The organism is Ferrovibrio sp. GW821-FHT12D07, from assembly GCF_058807275.1.
This window is the reverse complement of the sequence record NZ_JBXAQN010000002.1, coordinates 1,082,628-1,105,603: the sequence shown is the minus strand read 5'-3', so window position 1 is coordinate 1,105,603 and position 22,976 is coordinate 1,082,628. Positions and strand designations below refer to the sequence as shown.

At 61.8% G+C, this 22,976-nt stretch carries 21 protein-coding genes; 12 read left to right on the top strand and 9 right to left on the bottom strand.

From position 1 onward, the window contains the following. Position 1: 1 nt before the first annotated feature. Positions 2-835 carry an AAC(3) family N-acetyltransferase gene (locus AC1RRE_RS17170; protein WP_492982690.1) on the bottom strand — a complete coding sequence of 278 codons (834 nt, stop codon included), beginning with the start codon at positions 833-835 and terminating at the stop codon, positions 2-4. A gap of 4 nt (positions 836-839) precedes the next feature. Then, on the bottom strand, positions 840-1,655 hold the full coding sequence (locus AC1RRE_RS17165) for a polysaccharide deacetylase WbmS family protein (RefSeq protein WP_492982688.1): 816 nt from the start codon (positions 1,653-1,655) through the stop codon (positions 840-842). A 161-nt stretch (positions 1,656-1,816) separates the two neighbouring features. Between AC1RRE_RS17165 and AC1RRE_RS17160 the strand changes: the two genes are divergently transcribed. Genes AC1RRE_RS17160 through AC1RRE_RS17135 form a run of 6 tightly spaced genes read left to right on the top strand, consistent with a single transcriptional unit; the run spans position 1,817 to position 6,618 of the window. Beyond that, positions 1,817-2,569 carry an ABC transporter ATP-binding protein gene (locus AC1RRE_RS17160; protein WP_492982686.1) on the top strand — a complete coding sequence of 251 codons (753 nt, stop codon included), beginning with the start codon at positions 1,817-1,819 and terminating at the stop codon, positions 2,567-2,569. Between the two features lie 30 nt (positions 2,570-2,599). Next, positions 2,600-2,887: a hypothetical protein gene (locus AC1RRE_RS17155; RefSeq protein WP_492982684.1), complete on the top strand. Its 288-nt coding sequence runs from the start codon at positions 2,600-2,602 to the stop codon at positions 2,885-2,887. Between the two features lie 3 nt (positions 2,888-2,890). Then, positions 2,891-3,604, top strand: coding sequence for an SDR family NAD(P)-dependent oxidoreductase (locus AC1RRE_RS17150; RefSeq protein ID WP_492982682.1), 714 nt, complete (start codon positions 2,891-2,893; stop codon positions 3,602-3,604). A gap of 4 nt (positions 3,605-3,608) precedes the next feature. Then, a complete protein-coding gene (locus AC1RRE_RS17145) occupies positions 3,609-4,256 on the top strand; it encodes an MBL fold metallo-hydrolase (RefSeq protein ID WP_492982680.1) in 648 nt (215 codons plus the stop codon). Beyond that, on the top strand, positions 4,253-5,275 hold the full coding sequence (locus AC1RRE_RS17140; protein WP_492982678.1) for a 3-oxoacyl-ACP synthase III family protein: 1,023 nt from the start codon (positions 4,253-4,255) through the stop codon (positions 5,273-5,275). The genes AC1RRE_RS17145 and AC1RRE_RS17140 overlap by 4 nt, the downstream gene beginning before the upstream one ends. Continuing rightward, on the top strand, positions 5,272-6,618 hold the full coding sequence (locus AC1RRE_RS17135; protein ID WP_492982676.1) for a class I adenylate-forming enzyme family protein: 1,347 nt from the start codon (positions 5,272-5,274) through the stop codon (positions 6,616-6,618). Before AC1RRE_RS17140 ends, AC1RRE_RS17135 begins: the two co-directional genes overlap by 4 nt. A gap of 4 nt (positions 6,619-6,622) precedes the next feature. Here AC1RRE_RS17135 and AC1RRE_RS17130 read toward each other — a convergent pair whose 3' ends face one another. Beyond that, on the bottom strand, positions 6,623-7,981 hold the full coding sequence (locus AC1RRE_RS17130; RefSeq protein ID WP_492982674.1) for a hypothetical protein: 1,359 nt from the start codon (positions 7,979-7,981) through the stop codon (positions 6,623-6,625). Positions 7,982-8,054: 73 nt separating this feature from the next. Between AC1RRE_RS17130 and AC1RRE_RS17125 the strand changes: the two genes are divergently transcribed. Then, on the top strand, positions 8,055-9,092 hold the full coding sequence (locus AC1RRE_RS17125) for a glycosyltransferase family 2 protein (protein WP_492982672.1): 1,038 nt from the start codon (positions 8,055-8,057) through the stop codon (positions 9,090-9,092). On the opposite strand, the gene AC1RRE_RS17120 is transcribed toward AC1RRE_RS17125, so the two are convergent. From AC1RRE_RS17120 to AC1RRE_RS17110, 3 genes are all read right to left on the bottom strand, one after another. Continuing rightward, entirely contained in the window at positions 9,055-10,014 is a 960-nt protein-coding gene (locus AC1RRE_RS17120; RefSeq protein ID WP_492982670.1) for an NAD-dependent epimerase/dehydratase family protein, read from the bottom strand. The genes AC1RRE_RS17125 and AC1RRE_RS17120 overlap by 38 nt on opposite strands. 112 nt (positions 10,015-10,126) lie before the next feature. Then, entirely contained in the window at positions 10,127-10,870 is a 744-nt protein-coding gene (locus tag AC1RRE_RS17115; RefSeq protein WP_492982668.1) for an ABC transporter ATP-binding protein, read from the bottom strand. 3 nt (positions 10,871-10,873) lie between these two features. Continuing rightward, entirely contained in the window at positions 10,874-11,650 is a 777-nt protein-coding gene (locus tag AC1RRE_RS17110; RefSeq protein WP_492982666.1) for an ABC transporter permease, read from the bottom strand. 287 nt (positions 11,651-11,937) lie between these two features. Between AC1RRE_RS17110 and AC1RRE_RS17105 the strand changes: the two genes are divergently transcribed. From AC1RRE_RS17105 to AC1RRE_RS17090, 4 genes are all read left to right on the top strand, one after another. Beyond that, entirely contained in the window at positions 11,938-12,990 is a 1,053-nt protein-coding gene (locus tag AC1RRE_RS17105) for an autotransporter outer membrane beta-barrel domain-containing protein (RefSeq protein WP_492982664.1), read from the top strand. 63 nt (positions 12,991-13,053) lie between these two features. Continuing rightward, positions 13,054-13,869 carry an alpha/beta hydrolase family protein gene (locus AC1RRE_RS17100; protein WP_492982662.1) on the top strand — a complete coding sequence of 272 codons (816 nt, stop codon included), beginning with the start codon at positions 13,054-13,056 and terminating at the stop codon, positions 13,867-13,869. Positions 13,870-13,871: 2 nt separating this feature from the next. Beyond that, positions 13,872-15,839: a hypothetical protein gene (locus AC1RRE_RS17095; RefSeq protein ID WP_492982660.1), complete on the top strand. Its 1,968-nt coding sequence runs from the start codon at positions 13,872-13,874 to the stop codon at positions 15,837-15,839. A 41-nt stretch (positions 15,840-15,880) separates the two neighbouring features. Further along, complete coding sequence (locus AC1RRE_RS17090) at positions 15,881-16,828, top strand: glycosyltransferase (protein ID WP_492982658.1); 948 nt, start codon at positions 15,881-15,883, stop codon at positions 16,826-16,828. Here the strand turns inward: AC1RRE_RS17090 and AC1RRE_RS17085 are convergent. The 3 genes from AC1RRE_RS17085 to asnB (AC1RRE_RS17075) all read right to left on the bottom strand — a co-directional run bounded on the left by AC1RRE_RS17085 (position 16,825) and on the right by asnB (AC1RRE_RS17075) (position 20,710). After that, the gene (locus AC1RRE_RS17085; protein ID WP_492982656.1) at positions 16,825-17,607 is read right to left on the bottom strand and encodes an undecaprenyl/decaprenyl-phosphate alpha-N-acetylglucosaminyl 1-phosphate transferase; all 783 of its coding nucleotides are present in this window, start codon (positions 17,605-17,607) and stop codon (positions 16,825-16,827) included. The two genes, AC1RRE_RS17090 and AC1RRE_RS17085, sit on opposite strands and share 4 nt — an antisense overlap. 109 nt (positions 17,608-17,716) lie before the next feature. Beyond that, positions 17,717-18,772 (bottom strand): non-hydrolyzing UDP-N-acetylglucosamine 2-epimerase, encoded by a 1,056-nt coding sequence (gene wecB, locus AC1RRE_RS17080; RefSeq protein ID WP_492982654.1) that lies wholly within the window; start codon positions 18,770-18,772, stop codon positions 17,717-17,719. A gap of 21 nt (positions 18,773-18,793) precedes the next feature. Continuing rightward, positions 18,794-20,710 carry an asparagine synthase (glutamine-hydrolyzing) gene (gene asnB, locus AC1RRE_RS17075; protein WP_492982652.1) on the bottom strand — a complete coding sequence of 639 codons (1,917 nt, stop codon included), beginning with the start codon at positions 20,708-20,710 and terminating at the stop codon, positions 18,794-18,796. A 321-nt stretch (positions 20,711-21,031) separates the two neighbouring features. On the opposite strand from asnB (AC1RRE_RS17075), the gene asnB (AC1RRE_RS17070) reads away from it, so the two are divergent. Continuing rightward, complete coding sequence (gene asnB / locus AC1RRE_RS17070) at positions 21,032-22,969, top strand: asparagine synthase (glutamine-hydrolyzing) (protein WP_492982650.1); 1,938 nt, start codon at positions 21,032-21,034, stop codon at positions 22,967-22,969. The last annotated feature ends 7 nt before the right edge of the window (positions 22,970-22,976 follow it).

Here is a 22,976-nt window from a genome sequence, read left to right as displayed (position 1 = left end):
GTCAGCCCCGTGGTTTGGGCGGGGAGAATTTCAGGGCTTCGGCCGCATCGTAATAATACAGCATGCCTTTGGCGCGGCCCTCGCGGATGACCTGTTCGGTTTCGCGATGGATATCGGTCGCCGCGATGGAGCGAAGGCCATTGCCCTTGCCGGCGCGGTCGCCGCGATAGAGGCCCTTCTGCCACAGCAGTTCGCCCATCGGCTCCACTTCCGTGTATACGCCCTCATAGCCCTTGCGCGCATAGAAGCCGTAATCGCGCTTTTGCGTCTCGCCATTCCAGCCGGTGTATTGCACCGTGAAATCGATGACGAAGCGATAGTCGACGCCACTCATGCATTCCACGTGATGGTAGTAGGACATGCATTTGTTGTCTTCGACGTCCAGCGCCGCGATGCGGCCTGACATGGCATGCAGGCTCGCGAAGACAGAATGCGCGCCGATGCCGGTATAGTCCTCGCACTGCTCGAATGCTTCGGCATCCCGGCCGATCACGGCAAAAGACAGGATCGGATGCGGCGTGCGGCGTGCGTCCGGATGCTGGCGTGCGGCTTCCGTCAGATTTCCCATTTTCGAGGGCGAAGAGCGGATGTCGAAGGCCATGCCATCTTCGATGCGGAAGGAAAACAGTGGAATGATCAGGGTGCCCTGCGGTCCCAGCAGGCGCAGGAAGGATTCCAGCAGGTCGGCCGGCTGCAACGCTATGCCGGCATAGCGGGCGCGCATGGTCTGGCGCAGCGTCGAGGTATGGAGAAGTACGGTGTCGCCGGCGCCCAGCCCGCTGGTTTCCCAGGAGGCGGCAAGCTGGTCGAGATAGGCTGAAAGCGTGTCGTCCATCGCCTCAGGTGGCCGCAATGGCGCGCCAGGTAGTATCAATATCGGCCATCCGCAGGCTACGCATGCCGAGTTGTCCGATCCGCTGCAGCACCGTCTTCAGCGCGGTTTCGGCGCCGGTGCCGCTCTGGCGATATTGGCGAGCCTGGGTTTCCTCGCTGCGTGACAGATCGCTGACCGTGCCGAGAAAATCAGTACGATGCGAGCGCTGGGCACTGTTCAGGTAAACATTGAGCGGATGGAAGTTGTAGACCTTCTGCCCCGGGCTCTCGATATCCATGCTCTGCAGGCCAAGTGGCAGGCCCATGCCCTCGCAGGTGCCGTCTTCCCAGCAATAGGTCATGAGCGTCAGTCCGACGTCGCGGTGCCAGGCAGGGAGCAGATAGGGGCTGTTGAACCGGATGGTCGAGCAGTCATAGCGCAGGCCGTGATCGCGCAGCGTTCCGTAATCGCGATACTCATGGGCGAGGCGATGGAAGCGGTTGCCGGTCGCGGCCGGGTGCAACGCTTTGAAGCGGGCGAGAATCTCGGGGAGTGATCCGGCTTGCGTGCTGCTCGGGTGGTTGAACGGATGGAGCCCGATCTCGTGGCGTCCCTCGGCGATCATGGCGCGCAACAGCGGGCTGTCATGCGTCAGGAAGAAGGTCGCGGTGACGTCGTGGGCAGCCAGCAGGTCGAGAATATTCTGCACCATGAAATCGGGGGCAAAATCTATGTCGACGGTTATGGCGATCGTTGCCGGTTCCGACCAGTTGGCGTATTCCCGGGCGAAGGCCTGGAAATCGCTGGGTGACGGTCCTTGTGCCGGAATAGCCTGGTGCAAGCGTGGCCCTAACGAACAGCGCGGAAGACAGGCCGCAAGGTGCGGATCGGCCGTAAATAGCCGCAATTCTATGGAAAAACAACGGCTTTAAATGGTATAAGCCGAGCAGTATTCAGGCCGTGGAATATCGCTGACCGGGCCAGAGCAAAGGGTTGATGGGGATGGCCTATATTCGACTGGATAATCTGGCCGTCGACCTGCCAGTGTACAATTTCCACACGCTCAGCCTGAAGAAAAAGCTGGCCAATATTGCCGCGGACGGTCGCCTCAATGCCGACATGAAGATCGTCGTGGTCAAGGCGCTGCGCGGGATCACCTGCGATATCCGCAATGGCGATCGGGTGGCGCTGATCGGGCGCAACGGCGCCGGCAAGACCACGCTGCTGCGCGCGCTGGCGGGCATTTATGCCCCCACGGCTGGGCGGATCGAGACCGAGGGGCGGATCGCGCCGCTGCTCACGGTAGGCATCGGGATGCATAGCGAACTGACCGGCTATGACAACATCATCGCCGGCGGCCTACATCTGGGCATGGGGCGCAGCGAGATAACGGCGATGGCCGATGACATCGCCGCCTTTACAGAACTGGGTGAATTCCTGCATATGCCGATGTATACCTATTCGGCCGGCATGCAGGCACGACTCAGCTTCGCCATTGTCACCTCGATCACGCCGGATATCCTGCTGCTGGACGAGGGCATTGCCGTCGGCGACGCCTTTTTCCTGAAGAAATCGATGGAACGCTTTGGCTCGTTGATCGGCCGCTCCCAGATCGTCGTGGTGGCCACGCATTCCAGCGATCTGGCCCGGAGCCTGTGCAACAAGGCGCTTTATCTTGACCGGGGGTATCTGGTGAAATATGGGGAGATTGACGAGGTGATGGCTGCCTACGAAAATTCCGAAACGGCCGCCTGACCCCAGATCGATTGCAGTAGTGAACAGGCCATGAGCGAGATCGCAAAGAAAATCGTAGCCCGCGCCATTGGCGAGGTGAATGAGGAATTACAGGGCAGCGCGAAGATCGTCGTCGCCGACAATACCGCCCTGCTTGGCCCGACGGCCACTGCGGATTCGCTGACGCTGGTCAATATCCTGGTCGCGGTCGAGCGCGTGACGGAAGAGGATACCGGCAAGGTCATTATCCTGGCGGACGACTCGGTGTTTGAAATGGCGGAGAATCCCTTCTCGACGATCGGCACGCTGACGCGCCATCTCGAGAAGCTTCTCGTCTAGCTGATGATGCCGACCGGAGACGGAAAGTTTGTCCTGATCACCGGCACCAGTCGCGGCATTGGCGCGGTGCTGGCGCGGGCCTACTTGGCGCGTGGTCTGCATGTCTTCGGCTGTTCGCGCAGCGTGGCCGAGATCGACCACCCGCTATATACGCATGCGGTTCTCGACATTGCTGATGAGGTTGCAGTCAAGGCCATGTTCGCGCAGATCCAGCAGGCCGGGGCGTCGCTGGACCTAGTGATCAACAATGCTGGCCTGTCGCAGGAAAGCCTGGCGATCATGACCGGCGCGGCGGCGGCGGGACAGATCATCGGTGCAAATCTGACCGGCGCTTTCCTGGTGGCGCGCGAGGCCATGAAGATTATGAAGCGCCGTCGTTTCGGGCGTGTGGTGTTTTTCTCGTCGATCAATGTGCCGCAAGCCAGTGCCGGCAGCGCGCTCTACAATGCGGCCAAGGCCGGCGTCGAGACGATGGCTCGCAGTCTGGCGCGCGAAGTCGGTGCAGACGACATCACCTTCAATACTCTGGGGCTTTCGCTGGTGGCCGGCGAAGGTATGGCGGCGGGACTGAGCCCTGTTGCGGTCGAGGCAAAGCTTGCAGGGCTGTCGCGACGCCAGCCCGTCGAGATCGCCGAAATCCTGCATGCCCTGGATTTCCTCGCCTCGCCGCTGGCGAAGGGCATAACCGGGCAGACGCTGTATTACGGCGGAGCCTGAGCCGATGCAGGTCGAGGTTTTTACCAATGGGAAGTGGCGCCAGAACTGCGTCATCGTTGCCGACGGGAAGGCCAAGGCGCTGATTTTTGATCCCGGCAGTGAAGCGGACGATATCGCGGCGCTGCTGGAAGCGAGGGGCTGGGCGCCGCTTGCCATCCTGAACACCCATGCCCATTACGATCATATCGGCGCCGTTCAGCCGCTGATGCAGCGGTTCGGTATCCCGTTCTATCTGCATCGCGAAGACCATCGTCTGCTGCGGCAGTGCAATCTCTACAAGATAATTTTTGAATCGACCAAAAGCGTGGCCATTCCAGAGGTGAGCATCGACCTGGCAGATGGCCCTGCCATACTGAAGATCGGCGCCTTCACCATCGAAGTCATTCATGCGCCCGGGCATACCAAGGGCAGCGTCTGCTTCCGGCTGCAGGACATGCTGATCGCCGGCGATACCCTGATGTCGAATGGGCCGGGGCGTACCGACCTGCCCGGCGGTTCGAAGGCCGAAATGGATGAGACGATTCTGCGGCTCGGCGATTTGCCGGCCGATCTCACGGTCTATCCCGGACATGGCCGGCCGTTCCCGCTGGCGCAGGGCCTTGCCGGCAAAGGCGAAGCGCCGGGGCCGGCTGCTGAGGCGGCGGGCGCATGAGCACGTTCATTGAGGATATCGGCGTCTATCTGCCGGAAACCGGCATCAGCAATGCGCAGCTCCAGGCCGAGAACCCGCAATGGGACGTGAAGGCCGTGTCGGCGCGCACGGGCGTTGAATACAGGCCCATTGCGCCGGACGGACAGACGGCGCTCGATCTGGGCGAGGCGGCCGCACGCCGTTTGCTGGCGCAGGTGCCGCGCGGCGCGGATGGCATTGACGGCCTGATTTTCTGTACTCAGACACCGGATTATATCTTGCCTGGCAATGCAGCAGTCCTGCATGGGCGCCTGGACTTGCCGCAGGCCGTCATGGCTTTCGATATTAATCTGGCCTGCTCCGGGTTCGTCTATGGCATCGGCATCGCACGCGGGCTGATCGCGGCGGGTACGGTGCGCCGCCTGCTGCTGGTCACGGCGGACACCTATTCGCGACTGATCCATCCGGCGGACCGGGGCGCGCGGCCTCTCTTCGGTGATGGCGCGGCGGCGACGCTGGTGTCTGATGCCGGTGGGCGGCTGGAAGTGATCGATACCAGCTTTGCCACGGCCGGCCAGCAGTTCAGCCGCTTCATCGTGGCCGCTGGCGGCATGCGTAATCCGGTGAAGGAAGAGCCTGCCGATGTTTCGGCCAGCGGGCGCATCAACAGCCCAGCCCATATCCATATGGATGGCCTCGGCGTGTTGACCTTCTTCAACAATGTCGTGCCCGCGGCTGTGCGCGAGATGCTGGCCCGCCACAATCTGGCTATTGAAGACATCGCGCTGTTCGTCTTCCACCAGGCCAGTCAGGTGGCACTGGAGGCGGTCGGTCGGGCCCTGGGGCTGCCGGCGGACAGGCTCTGGTTCGATATGGGACAGACAGGCAATCTGGTGGCAGCCTCGATTCCGGTGGCGTTGCAGGGCGCGCTGGACCACACGAGTCTTGCACCGGGCAAGCTGGTCCTGATCTGCGGCTTCGGCGTCGGACTGTCCTGGGGTACCGTGCTGGCGCGGGTCAGCGAACCGGGTCGGGCATGAGCCATATCGATTTTCTGCTGGATCGTTGCACCGCGATGGCGGATCGCACGGCGCTGGTCCATGCGGGAGCGAAGATCTCCTATGCCGCGCTGCTGCAGGCGGTGCGCGACAGCCATGCCCTGCTTGACGCAAGTGGCATATCTCCTGGTGCGGCGGTCATCCTGCGCGGTGATTTCTCGCTGCAGGCCACTGCTGTCCTGCTGGCTCTGGTCGCGCGCGACAGCATCGTTATTCCGGTCACGCCGGGCACCTACGGCACCATACAGTCGAGCCTGCCGGAGACCGCACCCGCCTTCGAGATTGATGTCAGCGGGTCCGCGCCGGTCATCACGCGCTGCGCATCCGCAGTCGAGCCTGCATTGTATGGGATACTGCGCGAGCGCGCGGTGCCGGGCCTGGTACTGTTTACATCGGGCTCCACCGGCAAGCCAAAGGCCGTGGTGCATGACTTTTCGCGCCTGCTGGAAAAATTCCACACTCACCGGCATGCTTTCGTCACATTGAATTTCCTGCTATTCGACCACTGGGGCGGGTTGAACACGCTGCTGCACAGCCTGTCGAATGGCAGCGCGCTGGTATTCCCGGAGAACCGGCAGCCGGATCATATCTGCGAGCTGATCGCCGACTATGGTGTCGAGCTGCTGCCCGCTACGCCGAGCTTCCTGAACATGCTGCTGGTCAGTCGCGCCTATGAAGGGCGCGATCTCAAGGCGTTGCGCGTGATCACCTATGGTGCCGAACCCATGCCCGCCAGCACGCTGGAGGGATTGCGTCGCGTCTTCCCGGGCGTCGACCTGCGCCAGACTTATGGCATGATTGAACTAGGTGTGCTGCGTGCGAAGTCGCGCTCGGCTGATTCCCTGTGGGTGAAAATCGGCGGCGAAGGATATGACCTGCGCGTAGTCGATGGGATACTGCAGATCAGGGCCGATGCCGCCATGCTTGGCTACATCAATCATCCCAGTCCGATTACCAAGGATGGCTATTTCATCACCGGCGACCGCGTCGAGGTCGATGGCGAATACATGAAGATTCTCGGTCGCGATTCCGATCTGATCAATGTTGGGGGCCAGAAAGTTTATCCCGCCGAGGTCGAGACGGTGATTCTGGCCGTTCCGGGGATCCTTGATGCCATTGTCTATGGCGAGGCGCATCCCCTGATGGGGCGGATCGTCTGTGCCGATGTGCACCTGGAAGAGGGGCGGGACGCACCCGCGATGCGCAAAGCCATCCGGCAGGCCTGCAGTGCAGCCCTGCAACCCTATATGGTGCCGGTGAAGGTCAACTTCGTGGATGGCGGCATGCAGACCGCGCGTCTGAAGCGCCGGCGCTTAAAAACCTGAGCTATCAGCGACCCAGCGTTGCCATGATGATGGCGTCAGTGAGCGGGAAGCGCTGGCATTGTGGCTGGGCGCCAACGGCCAGTGGGCCGAGATAGACATAGGCTGCGCTTTTCGGATCAAGAATCTTCACGCGGGTCGCGCCGGCTGAATCTTCGCGATTCAGATGACAGACTTCCAGTTGGAACTTTCCTTTAGCGGCAATGCCATCGACGGCTGGGGCCGCCTGGATGACGGCATGTCTGTATTCGCTGCCGATCGCGGCATCGACAGGCCGATATGTTCTGCCGTCGATACTGGCCGCCGCACCCCAGTCATTGGCAATCTTCCCGGTGCGTTCGTTGGCGTAAAGATAGGCGCCAAGTGCCGTTTCACTGACACTGTCGCCAACCGCCATGTGAAAGATGCGGCGCGCATCATCCAGGATGGAAATACTGCTGATGTATGCCTGCCCGCCTTCGAAACCGATATAGGTCGGAACTGGCGCAAACACGGGGAACAGGGATTTGAAATTTGCACGCTTGCTGTGAACGCGGATGCGGATGTCTTCTTGACGCAGGACGCTCCCATCGGTACCGCGCAAGTCAAGCATCAACGGCTGCTCCGGCATCCGGATCGGGATGATGAACTCGAAGAGCCGCTGCTGCACGGGAGAGGCGATGCCATCCGCATGGACATGCCAGTCCTTGGTGGTGGCGATGCTGAGGAAATCCGGCTTGAGCGCATCCGGCCACGATACGGCCAGCCGGCCTCCCGGGGTCACTTCCAGTTTGATGATGCTCTCAGGGGCTACACCGTAGCCATGCATCACATAGTCGTTGTTGATGTAGACCGCGGCGAAGAAGGTTTCCCCGCCATACAGGGCCAGGGCTGCCGGAATCTTGCCGATAACATTCCCTGCTAGTTTTGGCTGACGCAGAAGGTCGAAATAAGCGTGGGGATAGATCACGCCAAGCGTGGGATCGAGGATATGGCGCCGCGTTTTCCATTCGACTTCGATAAAGCTGTGCGCGGCTCCTTTCATAGTGATGTTGCCTATGATGGTGTGGCGTATGGCGCGCTGCCGCAGTTCTTCGGACAGGATTTCCACATAGGTACCGCAATGGCCGTAGCCATACTGGATTGCCTCGGTTTCATTGAGAAAGAACGGGCAGTTGCCGTATTTGAGCTGCTGGTGGACCCAGGTATTGAGCGCCTGCAGCTCCTCGAGCCGAGTGATGCTGCGTGGCGGCTTGGCTATTGGCTGTGTGGCTGCTGCAGTGCCGCTGGTCGATTGCGCCAGCGTATTTGCCGGAGCGGTCGGCCCGCAGAGCAGGGCGATGAGCAGGAATGTCTGGAGCAGGCTGCGCGACGGTTCGGTCTTCATGGCGGTCTCTGGCGACGATCCGTGCGAATGAAACGGGGTTTACAGAATATGCGCCAGGCCGATATATCCTGCAATGACAACCATCTGGCCGGGCATGACTGCGGTAACCGTTATCATCGTCAACTATAACGCCGGCCGCACCCTGCCGGCCGTGCTGCGGGCTTTGGCGCAGCAGAGCTGGCGCGACTTCGACGTCATCCTCATCGATAATGCCTCAGCGGATGACTCGCTTGCGGCTGCCGAACAGGCAGTTTCCGGTGATGCGCGCTTCCGCTTTGTTGCCGCCGGAGAGAACCTTGGCTTCGCCATCGCCAACAATCGCGCCGCCACGATGACGACTGCGCCCTGGCTGGCGCTGCTCAATCCCGATGCGGTACCCGATCCGACCTGGCTGGCGGAATTAATGCAGGCAACGCAGCGCCATCCGGCCGCCGCATCCTTCGGGTCGACCCAGATCGATGCCGTCGACCCGCAGCGGCTGGACGGTGCGGGCGATTGCTATCTGGCAGTCGGCCTGCCTTGGCGCGGCGGTTATGGCTGGCCGGTTTCAGCCCTGCCGCCGGAAGGCGAGGTCTTCTCGCCCTGCGCCGCGGCGGCGCTGTACCGGCGCGACGTTTTCCTCCGCGGGGGCGGCTTCTGCGAGGCTTTCTTCTGCTATGTCGAGGATGTCGATCTCGGGTTCCGTCTTCGCCTGCAGGGCCATCATGCTGTCCAGGTGCGTGCTGCCGTCGTGCATCACGTTGGCGGTGGCTCCAGTGGTGGCAGCAGTTCCGATTTCGCCCGTTATCACGGGGTGCGCAATCTGGTCTGGTGCTTCCTGCAGAATATGCCGGGTTTGCTGTTCTGGGCTCTAGTGCCGGCTTTCCTGGCGATGCTGGGGGCCTATGGCGTCATGGCCTGCCTGCGTGGCCGGCCGGCGCCATTCTTTCGCGCGTTGCGCGATGCCATCATCGGACTGTCGGCAGCCTGGTCGCGGCGTCAGCAGGTTCAGGCGCTGCGCAGGGTTTCATGGTGGCGGATCGCGCAGGCGCTCTCGTGGAATCCGCTGGCTTGCTGGCAGCGGCGACCGCAGGTCAGGCCGGCTTCAGGCTCTGGAAGCAATCCTGCATGACGGCGTCGAGCGAGCGCGTGGGGCGCCAGCCCGTCGCCTGAGTCAGGCGGTCGATATTCGGCACGCGGGTTCCCGCGACAGCAAAGCGCGCGCCAAAAACGTCCTCATAGGGGCGAAGTTCGTAGCCTGCCGCATGACCAAGCAGTGTCGTCATGCGTTGGGCGAGATCGCGAATGGCAATGGCTTCGGTGCTGCCGAGATTGACGGGGCGACCGATCAGAGAAGCCGCCTGCGGGATCAGCAGCAGGGCCTCCACGGCATCCATCACATGGAGAAAGGCGCGGCGCTGCTGGCCGTCGCCATGCACAGTCAGTGGTTTGTTGTCGTGGATTTGCGCAGCGAAGGCCGCGATGCAGAGGCCGGTTTCCGGTCGCTGGCGTGCGCCGCCGATATTGAAGGGGCGCACGGTCCAGCTTGGAATGCCATGCTCGCCGGTCAGGCCTGCCACAAGCTGCTCAAGAGCGAATTTTGCCGTGGCATAACCCCAGCGCGGCGCGAGGTCGAAGCCTGTCGGGTCGTCTTCATGCAGCGGGCGGTCCTCGCCCGGACCGTAAATCTCGGAACTCGAAATCGCCACGACGGGCTTGCGCAGGTGCAGGCAGTGCTCACTGACAGCCAGGCCGGCGGCCAGCATTTCCTGCACCATGCTGTGACGTTCGCTATGCGCCTGGCGCACGCCGATAGGACTGGCCAGATGATAGAGCAGGTCGGCATCCTTCAGCGCAGCCGCGAAGGCGGCGTTGCCGCCCGGCGTTCCGATGCGCGCCTGGATGAAGCGAAGATCTGTCCCGGCTTGCGGAAGATTTGACGTGCGGCCGCTCGATAGGTCGTCGACGACGATGACGCGTAGGCCCTGCGCCAATAAAGCTTCGGTCAGATGCGATCCGACGAAACCGGCGCCGCCGGTGACCATGACCGTCATGCCGGGTTTGAAAGAAAATGCAGACAAGGTTTCTGGCACGCCGGCGATCCCGCTTAAAACAAGGGGGAATCTAACAATAAAGCCTTGATCCAGCAACCAAGGTGCGGCTGCTTCAGTAGGTCAGGTGCCGGCCGTGTTTTGCAAGCATCTGCAGCAGGTCGCCCTGGTCGACAACGCGGCCGCGATCAAGGACGAGTGCCTGATCGCAGATGCGTTCGAGAAGATGGCGCGACCGTTCCGCCATGACCGTGATGGCTCCCGTGGGCAGGCGGGTTTCGATGAACTGGCACAGCCGGTCGATGAAGGCCGGCGGCAGATGCTCCAGCATCTCGTCGATCAGCAGGATGTCGGCGGCATATGCGGCGGCGACACTGAGGGCGACGCGAATCTGCTGACCCTGACCCAGGGTGTTCATCTGCATGTCCAGGATGTCGTCCAGTTCGCCGAAAGCGATGGCTTCCGGCAGGCGGTTGCGGCATTCGGCTAGGCTGAAGCCCAGCAGCAGGCCATGGCCGATCAGCGTCTGGCGGGCAGTAAAAGCTGGATCAATGCCGAGGCCCGTGCCGAGCAGGCTGGTGACGCGGCCCTGCACCGTTGCCTGTCCGCGCGTTGGCGCCAGTATGCCCCCCATGGCCCGTAGCAGGGTTGTCTTGCCGGCGGCATTGCCGCCCAGCAACGCCAGCCGCGCACCCGGCTTTACCGTGATGCTGACCGAGTCGAGGGCGCGGATGTTGGTGCGGGCGGTAGCAGAAACGCGGGCACCGATGGAATCGAACAGGTTCCATTTGACCGAGCGCTCGCCGGCGAAAAAGAGGGGGAAGTCGACCCTTAGCCGGGTCAGCGCGATGCTAGCCATGGGTCAGAGCCAGTAGGGCAGACGCTTGGTGAAATGCCGGCTCAGCGCCCAGCACAGGGCGCAGCCGCCGCAGGCCATCAGGCCGGTGACCAGCCAGGTTTCCGGCGGCACCGGCAGGCCCAGCAGGGGCTGGCGGAGGATGGCAATCAGATGGGTGAAGGGGTTCAGCCAGGCGAGATATTCGAATCGGCCGAGGTTGTATTCGATCCAGAGGATGGGGGTGAGAAAAAAAGCCAGGTGGATGCCCCAGGCGACGAGCTGGGGCATGTCGCGGAACCGTGCGCAGAACAGGGCCGAGACATAGCTCATCCAGAAGGCATTGGCGGCCGTCAACACCAGGCCGACCGCCAGGCCCGGCAACGAAACCGGGATATTGCCGAAATACAGCCAGCCGGCAAGCAGGGCCACAACCAGGTTGATGGCCAGGATGACGCCATTAAGGAACATCACCCGCAGTACCGGCACGATGAGGGTCATCCGGGTGTGCCGGAGGGTATTCAGGAAGGTCCAGGTTTGGCTGTTGCTCTGGTGGATGCAGCTGGCCAGGAAGGTCCAGGCGATCAGGCCGGTCGCCAGGAAGGGGATGTAGGCGTCGTAATCGGGCAGCTGCTGCTTGAGAACGGTGCCAAAAAAGAGCCCCAGCACGGTAATGCCCATGATCAGGCCGATGGTCGACCATAGCGGCCCCAGCCCGGTCCGCCGGAGGCTGGACCGCAGGTCCGTCACGCCGGCATAGAGGGCAAACTGCAACCGGCTCAGCAGGGGAGCGGAATGGGGCATCAGTCGGTATCCCGGAATTAGGTCCGGGCCGGGTGTAGGCGGCCAGCGGGGTGGGGTCAACTGCCGTCAGAGAGGGGGGGCGGGAAACGGGGGGCATACGGAGATGCCCAGGCTCTATATAGGGGGAGGCGGGGTGTGGCTTCCCGGGCACACCTGCCATCATTGTGGGAGGCGGGAAGGGAAAAAAGATCAAACCCATTGACAAAACAGGGCCTAATTTAGAGTAATGGCATCTGATAGACCCAGGACTCCCCTGGGGGGGACGTATTCAGGTAGGAGCTCTACAGATGCTGCGTAAGGTTGCACTCAGCCTTGTTGGTATGGGTTTGATGGTTTCGGGCGCGGCTATGGCTGCCTCGGACGTCAGCAATTCGGGTTCGGGTCAGAACCAGGCGGTCGCTGCGGTGTCCCTGCCGGTCGTCGCCAGCCAGACGGCCAGCATCATCAGCAACGCGATCGGCGGCGGCTTCAGCGGCGGCTTCGGCGGCGGCTTCGGCGGCGGCGTGCGCACCTCTGAAGGCTACACTTCGCGGGATACCGGCCGCAATGCCGGCGCCGGCGACAAGCCGTTCGGCCTCTGGCTGCAGGGCGCCTACAGCAGCATCGATAACAGCCAGGCCGGCGCGGGCGCCGATGGTGGTGCCTACAGCGGCGTACTCGGCTTCGATTACAAGCTGAGCGATCGCCTGGTGCTCGGTGCCGCCCTCACCTATGAGAACGTCGATCTCGACACCAGCACCCTGGCGGGTGCCGGTTCGTCGAAGAGCGACGGCTTCGGTATCGCACCGTATATCGGCTTCAAGCTGACCGACCAGTGGACCGCTTCGGCCTCTGCCGGCTTCAGCACCCTCAGCTATGACGTGAGCCGCACCAACAACACGATCCGCGGCAGTTATGATGCCGAGCGCTGGTTCGTGAGCGGTTCACTGGATGGCAGTTATGCCAGCGGCAATCTCCGCATCATGCCGCAGTTCGGCGTGCTGTACCTGAACGAAGAGGCGGATGCATACACCGAAACGGGCGCCGGCGGTGGTGCTGTTGCGAGTTCCGAGTTCAAACTCGGCCGCCTCTCTGCCGGTGGCCGCCTCGGCTACGCCATGGGCAACTTGATGCCCTATGTGAAGCTGGTCGGCGAGTATGACTTCGAGCATCCGAATGGCCTCGCCATCGGTAACGGCACCTTCACCAATGCCGACGATTTCGGCGGTAAGGCCGGCGTGGGTGTGGACTTCCTGTCGGGTCGCAACTTCACGGGTACTCTTGAGACCAGCTACGACTCGCTCGGCCGCTCGGACCTCGATGTGTGGAGCTTCATGGCTCGCCTGCGCGCCCAGTTCTGATCGGCGCGCTTGCACCTAAAGAGTTCGCGTAACGAGAGGGCCAAACCGCAAGGTTTGGCCCTCTTGCTTTTTCTGCTGTCCGCCTGCACGCCGGCGCTCAACCCCTTTATCAGTCCTGCGGCGCATGCCGACAAGATCGCGGCGGGCTGGCAGAGGCAGGCTTTTCGTACCGACCGCTTCGACCTGACCGGCTATGCCCGCATCGGCAATCCGGGTGATGCGTCGCTTGCCGTATTCATCGAAGGCGACGGGCTGGCATATATCAACCACACCCAGATTTCTCCCGACCCGACGCCCGAGCATCCCACCGCCCTGGAAATGGCCGTGCGGCATCCGGCGGCCAATGTCCTGTACCTCGCCCGACCCTGCCAATATGTCGAAGGGCCCCGACGGCGCAGCTGTGAGCCGATCTACTGGACCAGCGCCCGCTTCGCACCCGAAGTGGTTGCTGCGATGGATCAGGCAATCGACCAGTTCATTATCGGCCGCGGCATGCGTAGCCTGATGCTGTATGGCTATTCCGGCGGCGGGACGATGGCGGCCCTGCTGGCGGTGCGCCGCAAGGATGTTGCGGGCCTGGTGACGGTTGCGGGCGTGCTGGATCACCAAGCCTGGACCAGCCATTTCGGGGATTCTCCCCTGCGTCATTCTCTCAATCCTGTCGATGCGACTGCCCAGTTGCGGATGGTGCCGCAGCGGCATTTTGTGGGCCAGCGCGACACCACTGTGCCGGCGTCGCTGACCCAGGCCTACCTGCGCCGCGCGCGGCTCGACGGCGCGGCGATCAGCATCGTGCCGCGCGCCGACCATACCTGCTGCTGGCCCGAACTCTGGCCGGAGCTGGCCCGTCAGCCGCTGGCGCCGCCGCCCGGGTCCTGATCATGACAGTGAGTGAGCGCCCGTTGTTACGTGGCCTGCCTGCCGCCGCCTTTGCACCGGCTTTGCTTTTGCCCTTTGCGACGCTGGCCCTATTCAGGACCGGCGTTTCGGAGCGGGCCGAACCGATCATCATCGCTGCACATGGCGTCGCAGCCCTCGCCGCGCTGACGATTGCCGTTTGTGCGCTGGCCGGCCGTCTTCCGGGACGCATCGCCTTGCGCATGGCCGGTCCGGCTCTGGCGCTCGCCCTGTGGTCGATGATCGTTGCCGCATGCCGGGGTGTGCCGTTGACGGGCCTGTTCGGCGTGCCGCAGTCGGGACTCGGCGTGCTGTGGTATCTCGACCTTGCCATCTGGTTGATTCTGGCTAGCCTTGTCGTGGAAATGCCGACCTTGTGGCGGCGGCTGACCGATCTTGGCGCGGTTGCCTGCTGGATATTCGCACTGGTCACACTCTGGGGTAAGGCGACAATCTCGGATGTCCCGAGCCCCGATCTGCCGTTGCTTTTCATCACCACCGCCTGGCCGGCACTGGCATTGCCGGTGATGCTGCTGGCGCATCCCGGCGGACACGTCTGGCTGTGGCGGGTTGCTTCCGTGCTGGGCGGTGCGCTGGCGCTGCTCATCGCGGCGGGCAGTCTCACTTTCGCCTGTGTCTTTACCGTCATGATCATCGGCAGCGTCATCATCTGGCGTTGGGGCGATCGGTTGTGCTGGTTCCGGTCGCGCCGGTTGGCGCTGGCTGCGATTGCCGTGGCCGTACTGTTGCCCTTCGCCCTGGATGTATCGGGGCTGTTTGCTCATCTCGGCGCATCGATGCGGGCTCGCGTGCTGGTCGCCGAAGTGGTGATGGCGCGGCTGAATGAAGGCTGGGATGTCTGGTTGTTCGGCCTGGGCTGGGGGCGCACTGGCGAAGCTTTCGCTCTGCATCTGGATGTGGCCAAGGCCGCGCTCTGGGATTATGAGGGTTGGGATTTTCTCAATCGCGACTATTTCCACAGCCATAATCTCGTGATCGAGGCGGCGCTGGCCGCCGGCCTGCCCGGCGTGGTGTTGGCGGTTGCACTGGTGGCCGTGCCGGTATGGCTCGCGCCACCGGCTAGGCGACCCTATGCAACGCTCTTTGCCTGCTGCTGGCTGCTGACGCTCGGGGTGTGGTTTGAATTGATATTTGTGCTGCCGGTCTTCGCGCTGGCTATTGTCGCACTCAGTCATGCCGACGCAGTTGCGCCGTGTGCCCCGATGGGGAAATTGCCGCGATACATATTGGCGGCCGGTGGCGTGATCGTGGCCTTGCTTCTGATGTCGGCCGCCGTACTGCTGGCCATGCAGGCGGCGCGGGTGGATCGCTTCATGGCATGGCTGGACACACCGACGAGTGATGCGCCGCACCTGATGGATATTCGTGGCGATGATGGGATCCTGTCGGCTGTGACGGCCAAGGCGCTCGGCATGATGAATGACAGGGGGATTGAGGGTCGGCTTATGCCCGACCTGGAAGTCCGCCGTCTTTCCGGTCTGATTACCGCGCTGCAGCCGGCGATTCCGCAGACGCGCAATCCGGCCCTGGCGATTACCGGTAACAATCTGCTCTCCGATCTGGCGCTCAATCCGCTGCATGTCCCCATACGCGATGCGTCAGCTCAGCATCTGGTTCTATGGAGCCGCTGGGTCGATCGTGGCCTGGTACTGGCGCCGGCCCGCAGCGACCTGCCGGTCGCCTACCTGTCCTGGCAGTTTAGTGCAGGCAATCATGACGAGGTTTTGATCTGGGCCCGGCGTCTGCGCCTGCGCGATCCGGATGATCCCGTGGGCCTGTATTTCGAAGGCGGTGTTTATGCGCTGCGCGCCGATCCGCGGCAGCGACAGCAGGGCCTTCTCTTGCTGCGTCGCGCCCTTGATCGTGGCATCGAGCGCTATATTCCGCTGGATGACGCCTTCAAGGCGGCAGTTCGCGCCCCGGCCGGCTGAGCGTAAATCGACTTTTCCATGGCTATCGGTTATTGAGTTTCATGCAAAAGGTTTCTCCGGAATCAGGGGCTGCAACGACGGGACGGCGGGTCTCGGCCGTTACCGTGGTCTATTATACCGGCCCGGTTCTGTGGCAGTGCATCGACAGCCAACTGGCCCAGGCCGAACTTGCCGAACTGGTCCTGGTGGTGAATGGCGCGGAGGCGGCGGTGCTGACACGTCTGCGTGAGCGGGCTGCGCAGGAGCCACGCATCCGCTTGGTCGAAACCGGTCGCAATATAGGCTTCGCCGCGGGCTGCAACCGGGGAGCCGCAATCGCGACGGCGGATCGCCTGGCTTTCGTCAATCCGGATTGCGTGCTGGCACCGGCAACCTTCGACGCGATTCTGGATGTCTTCAGTGCGCATCCCCAGGCATGGCTGGTGGGCGGTCGTCTGCAGCATCCTGATGGCAGCGAACAGCGCGGTGGCCGGCGTGAAATCCTTTCCCCCTGGCGCGCCTTCATCGAGCTGACACGGTTGGATCATGTTTTTCCCAACCATCCCTATTTTGCCCGTTTGCACAGCCATGAAGGCGAGCCGATCCATGCGGCCATGGAGGTTTCCACGGTCAGTGGCGCGTTCATGATGATTGCGCGCAGCCATTACGAGCGCCTGGGCGGCATGGACGACAATATGTTTCTGCATTTCGATGATGCGGATATCTGCATCCGCGTCCGGCAGCAGGGTGGACAGGTCTGGTATGCTGGCCACGTGCCGATCACGCACTACCTGAGTACCAGCGATGCCTCGCGCACCTTCATCGAGTGGCACAAGACGCGCAGCACCAGCTATTATTTCGTCAAGCATTTCCAGCGCATGTATCCGCGCTGGGCCTTGTCGGGAATATCGGCCCTGCTATGGGTCCGTTTCGGTCTAATCGCGCTGCGCAACCTGCCGGCGGATTTGCCGCAGACGGTGCGGCGCTGGTTACGGCGGCGTCAGGCTTAGAGGCGGCTGGCGGCGACGACTGCCATCGCGGCAACGATGAAATAAAGCCAGGGCAGCAGGTGCGGCGACAGGCCCGCGCGCAGCAGGCGATGGCCGCTGTGATCGGTGCCGCCGATCCAGGGCCTGCGGCCCTCGCGCAGACGACTGATCACTACCAGCGCGGAATCGGCCAGCGGTACAGCCAGCCAGCCGCCGGTCACCACCGGTCCTTGGCCGGCCGACAGCAGAACAAGGGCCGTCCCCAGTAGCAGGCTGCCGCCATCGCCCATGAAGCTGCGCGCCGGGGTCAGATTGAAGATCAGGAAACCGGCGATGGCGGCGGCGGCCACAATCCCATCGGGGTGGCCGCCAAACAGGCAGACCGCCATGGCGGTCGCTGCTGCAACGCCATCGGCATGATCCAGGAGGTTGAAAGCGTTGGCCGCGATCCAGATGGCAGGCGCCACCCACCACAAGCCCATGACCAGACTGCCGGCTGCGGCTGGCATCAGCAGCAGCAGCGCTTTAACGACAGGGCTCAGGCGGCGGTAATCATCGTAGATGCCGATGGCGCCGGCGCAGACCGCTATCAGCCATTGCTCATGCGGTAGAGCGAAGAACAGTCCTGCAGCCAGTCCGGGACCTGCCAGTTTTGGTACCAGCCCCGCGGTATGCCAGCGGTCGGGGCGGGCCTCAGCCAAAATGCCAAACCGGAAAGCAAGGCGAATGCCTAGATAAATTCCCATAGCGCAAACGGCGAAAGCGGCGGCAGGATGCAGGATCAGGTCAGAAAGCAGCATGGTGTGGGTGCGGAGTCATTCAGGGCTCTAATTCTGCCCGTTTGCCGGACGGAGCCAAGCATATATCACTTCGGCGGCTGCAATCGAAGCGGCTCCACGGCCTGCGTGGTCAGAAACATTTCGCGATGGTGGCGACGATTCGGTCTGCCGTATCGCCTGTACCGTATTCAATAATGTCGCGCTGCGGGCGATAGCCCGGCACGCTCCATAGGCGATTCCAGCCGAAATTCACTGTCTCAACCCATTCGGTTTCGGAACGCAACGTAATGCATGGCTTGCGATGGAAATATGCTTCCTTCTGCACCCCCCCTGAATCGGTGAACACGGACCGGCAATTGTCCAGCAGACTGGTCATGTCCAGGTAGCCGACCGGATCGATCACCTGTAGGCCGTGCAGTGACAGGTTGAAGCGTTCGGCGGCCGCTTTTGTGCGAGGGTGAAGAGGCAGGACGACGGGCATGCCTGCCGCATGATCGCGCAGATAGTTCAGGGCCGCTTCAAGCTTACCGGCCTCCTGGGTGTTATCCTCGCGGTGAATTGTCGCGACATGATAGCCATCGGGTTTCAGACCGATCTGCCGAAGGATATTGGATTGCTTGCGCGCAATCTCACGCGTCAGGAGAACCGTATCATACATGACATCGCCAACAGCGTGAACGCCGCGCGCGAGGCCTTCTGATTTCAGATTCTCCACGGCGTGCTGTGTGGGACAGAACAAAAGCTCGCTGACGTGATCTGTCAGGACGCGGTTTATCTCCTCTGGCATCGCGCGATTGAATGAGCGTAATCCGGCTTCCACATGCACAATCGGAATGTGCAGTTTTGCAGCGGCCAGCGCAGCCGCGAGCGTGGAATTCGTATCGCCGTAGACCAAAACCCAGTCCGGCTTTTCCAGGATAAAAGCACGCTCGATTTCGACCAGCATGCGGCCAGTCATCTCGCCATGCCTACCACCGTGAATTCCGAGATGATGCTTCGGCGCCGGAATGTTGAGTTCCTCGAAGAAAACCTGCGACATCTGGAAATCGTAATGCTGGCCCGTGTGAAGTAGAACTTCCGACAGGCCGTCGCAATTCTGAAGCGCGCGGCTAATGGCTGCGGCTTTTATGAATTGCGGCCTTGCGCCGACAACGGTTACGCCTCGCCTTGATTTTCTTTTCATCATGTCAGTCCGCTCATACGTCATTCATGCGTGGTCCGGGTACTCGACCTGGAATAGGCTGCTCCAGCGCAGTACGTTGAGGCAGCGCCATAGAGCCGGATCGTAGGTGGTTGTTCCGGCGGCCAGCGCGTGCAGGCGATCGGCAACTGCAGGGTTGAAGCAGGGCGGCAGCCGCGTAGATAGCGCATTTCTTATATAATCGGAAATACGACCGTTCTGACTGAACCACTGTGCCTCGGGTGTGGCAAAACCGATTTTTTCGCGGCGATCCAGAACTTCATCCGCCACAATGCCCCGCAAGGCTTGGCGCAATACTGCCTTCATGGTTCCGTCGGGCGTAATCAGGATATTGTCCGGCAGGCTGCCTGCGAAATCGGCCAGCGCCGTGGTCAGAAATGGGACGCGGTTTTCTACCGATACAGCCATTGCGTTGCGATCGGCATAACGCAGCAGCATGGGTAGGCTTGAACCGAAGGTTGCGGCGTGGAGCGCCGTCTGCAGTGCGCCCTGACTGGAGGGCTCCCTGAGGTCGGGAGAGCCGGGTGGAGTGCCGAACCATGCGGCGTTCATCCAGCCGGCGGCCAAGGGGCGACTCAAGAGGCGCATGCGGCGTCTCCAGTCAGCAGGAATGAAGGGCAGCAGGGCCCGCATCAAATATGTCGCCTGGCCGGATGGTAGAGCGGTCAGAAATTGGACGGCGGCTTTCCAGTTGCCGCTGCGGATCAGACCCTCCAGACGTGCGGCACGGAAAACCGGGTAGCCAGCGAGAAGTTCATCGGCACCCTGGCCGTCCAAGACGACCTTGTAGCCGTGCTGGTGGACGGCACGAAAAACATTTGCCTGCGCCCAGGCACTGCTGGTGCTGAACGGCTGCTCCTGGGTCTGGATAAGGCCATCCAGTTCATCCGCCATGTCGTCGGCTTGCAGGGTAATCTTGTGAATGCGGCCGCGAGGCTTTGCGGCGATCTCGATCCAGCGGCTCTCATCCACGCCACCTGCGCTGGCATAATAACTGAACAGGGGTAGATTATCGGTGCCGGGGGAAAGCCGGTGCATCAGGCCGACGATTCCACTCGAGTCAATGCCACCGGAAAGAGTGGCGGCGGACGGCACGTCCGCAATCATGTGCAGGCGTACACTCTTGGTGAGCAGCGCGCGTAATTCCTCTGCAGCTTGAGGCATGGTGAGCTGCCGCTGGCGTCTGTCGGGGCGCCAGTAGCGGATCGGGTGCGCTGCTTCGGGTCTATCAAGGGAAACGGCAAGATAATGAGCCGGCTCTAATTCGTGAATGTCGCGAAATAAGGTGGCTCCGGCTTCATTTGTTGTTGAATAACGAAGGTAGCGGTACAGGGCGACGGGATTGACGTTCCGTGATCCGGCACCAATAGCGAGCAGGGGGCGAATTTCGGAAGCGAAGGTGAAGTGGCCAGTTTTTTGCGTGAAATGCAGCGGCTTGATGCCGAAGGGGTCGCGCGCCAGTACAAGATTCCGGGTCTTCAGATCAAGGAATGCAAACGCGAACATTCCGACAAGCCGAGTGAGGCAATCGGTCCCTGTCCGGATCAGGAGCTGCAGCAGGACTTCGCTGTCCGACGTGGATCTGAATCTGCACCCTTGAGCTTCCAGTTCGGCCCGGAGGCTCTGATAGTTGTATATCTCTCCATTGTAGACGAGGGCGTACCGGCCGCTGTTATCGAGCATTGGCTGCCAGCCGCCGGTGGTCAGGTCAACAATTGACAGGCGCCGGTGTACTAGGGCTACCCGCCCGCCTGACGAGAAAGCGTGGGCGTCCCGCCCGACCTGTACCGGTGCATCCTCATTCCAAAGCAGGAAGCCCCAGTCGTCTGGTCCGCGATGCTGCTGCGTATCTGAAAGAATCTGCAACATCCGCTGCAGCTGCAGGATTGGTTTGGTGCTGACGATGCCGGCAATACCGCACATGCCTCAGGCCCCTTTGTGCCGGGGAGGCAACTGGAACGAGGAAATGCTCGGGGAATGGAGGCTGTTCCAAGAGCCCGGCGCGGCCGTCCTTGAACTGCATACCGGGAAAGCCTCTGAGCCGGTGGTGAAGGCGGGAGCAGTTCTGATCGGGATATTGTCGAAAAGCATCTTGCCTACTTCATTACCCCAAAGTTGTGCGGGCAGGCGATATAGTTTAAGCAGGTCGGCACGTTTTTTTAGCGAAAGAGCGGGCCCTGCCCACGAGGCTTGCCTGCCGCAGCGGGTGGGGCGCGCTGCATCATCAGAAGCAAGGGACTGACTATGTGTGGCATTGCCGGCTTTGTCGGTGAAACAGGGGTGGCCACCGAGGATCGGCTAAAGGGGCTCATCCTGGCCATGACCGACGCCGTGCGCCACCGTGGACCTGATGGCGAGGGCTACTGGTGCGATGCCTCGCGCGGCATCACCCTGGGTCAGCGCCGGCTGGCGATCATAGATTTATCGGATGCCGGCAAGCAACCGATGCATTCAGCCGATGGTCGCTTTGTTCTCGTATACAACGGAGAGATTTACAACACCGCCGACATCAAGGCCGAAATCTCGCGCGAGCGCCAGGTCGCTTTTCGCGGTCATTCCGATACGGAGGCAATCGTCGAAGGATGTGCGCTGTGGGGTGTCGAGCGCACGGTTGGCAAGCTGATCGGAATGTTTGCGCTCGCTGCCTGGGACCGACAGGAGAACACTCTTTATCTGGTTCGCGACCGTCTCGGCGTCAAACCGGTTTATTGGGGCCGTTTCGGTTCGGGGCTTATGTTTGCTTCGGAACTGAAGTCGCTGCGCTCTCTGCCGGGCTGGGAACCACGGATCGACAAGGATGCTCTGGCGACCTTTGTGCGGCATAATTACATCGCCGGGTCGAAGACGATCTATCAGGGCGTCCAGCAGCTTCCGCCAGCTTCCATCCTGACATGGAAAAGCGGGAAAGAACCGCAGATATTGCCGTTCTGGTCCCTGGCCGATATTGCGCAGCATGGTTTGGAGGCGCCTTTTCGCGGTAGTGATGCGGAGGCTATAGATCAGTTGAATGCCCTGCTGCTGGATGCTGTCGGGCGCAGGCTGGTGTCGGATGTGCCACTGGGAGCTTTTTTGTCGGGCGGCATAGATTCATCGCTGGTCGTTGCCCTGATGCAGCAAGCCAGTCGCGATTCCGTCAATACCTTCTCGATCGGCTTCCATGAGTCCGGTTTCGACGAGGCCCCCTATGCCGCTGCCGTTGCCCGGCATCTCGGCACCCGTCATATGGAACTCTACGTAACGGAGCGGGATGCGCAGGATGTCATCCCAACCCTGCCCGAGATATTTGACGAGCCGTTTTCGGATTCCTCTCAGATACCGACTTATCTGGTGTCCAAGCTGACCCGCAATTACGTCACCGTTGCGTTGTCAGGGGATGGCGGTGACGAGCTTTTCGCCGGATATGCCCGATACTTTGCCGCCTCGCGAATTACCTCGCTTCTGCGCCATGTGCCTGAAGGGCTGGGGCATGGCCTTGCAGGGATGCTGGAGGCAGTGTCGACCGACCGATGGTCGCAGGTGGCTCAGGCTGTTCCGGCTCGTTGGCGCCCCCGCAATGCCGGCGTAAGGGCGCACAAGCTAGCCAAGCTGCTGCGCGGCGGATCGGAGGAGTTTTATCGCCAGTTCGTCTCGCACTGGCCGGCACCAGGAGAGGTTTTGCGAAACTACGATGGCGATTATCGCGTGGGATGGGATCAGCGATATCCTGCGGCATTGTCCGACGAGGTGTCGCGGATGCAGTTTATCGACACGCTGACATATCTACCCAATGACATCCTGACCAAGGTCGATCGTTGCTCGATGGCCGTGGGATTGGAGGCCCGGACACCACTGCTCGATCATCGCGTGGTTGCTTTCGCCTGGTCGCTACCGCGGCATATGAAAGTTAGGGATGGAAACGGGAAGTGGATTTTGCGGAAGATTCTGTCCCGCTATCTGCCGCAACCGCTCATTGATCGGCCGAAAATGGGTTTCGGCATTCCCCTCGGAGACTGGCTGCGTGGTGGGCTACGGGATTGGGCCGAGGATCTGCTGTCGGAAAAGCAGCTCCAGGCAGATGGGATATTCGATCCGGCCCCGATCCGGGCTAAGTGGGCCGAACATCTGTCCGGGACGCAGAACTGGCAGTATCTGCTCTGGGATATCCTGACATTCCAGGCCTGGAAGCGACGCTGGCTGCCCTGAGGCGGCT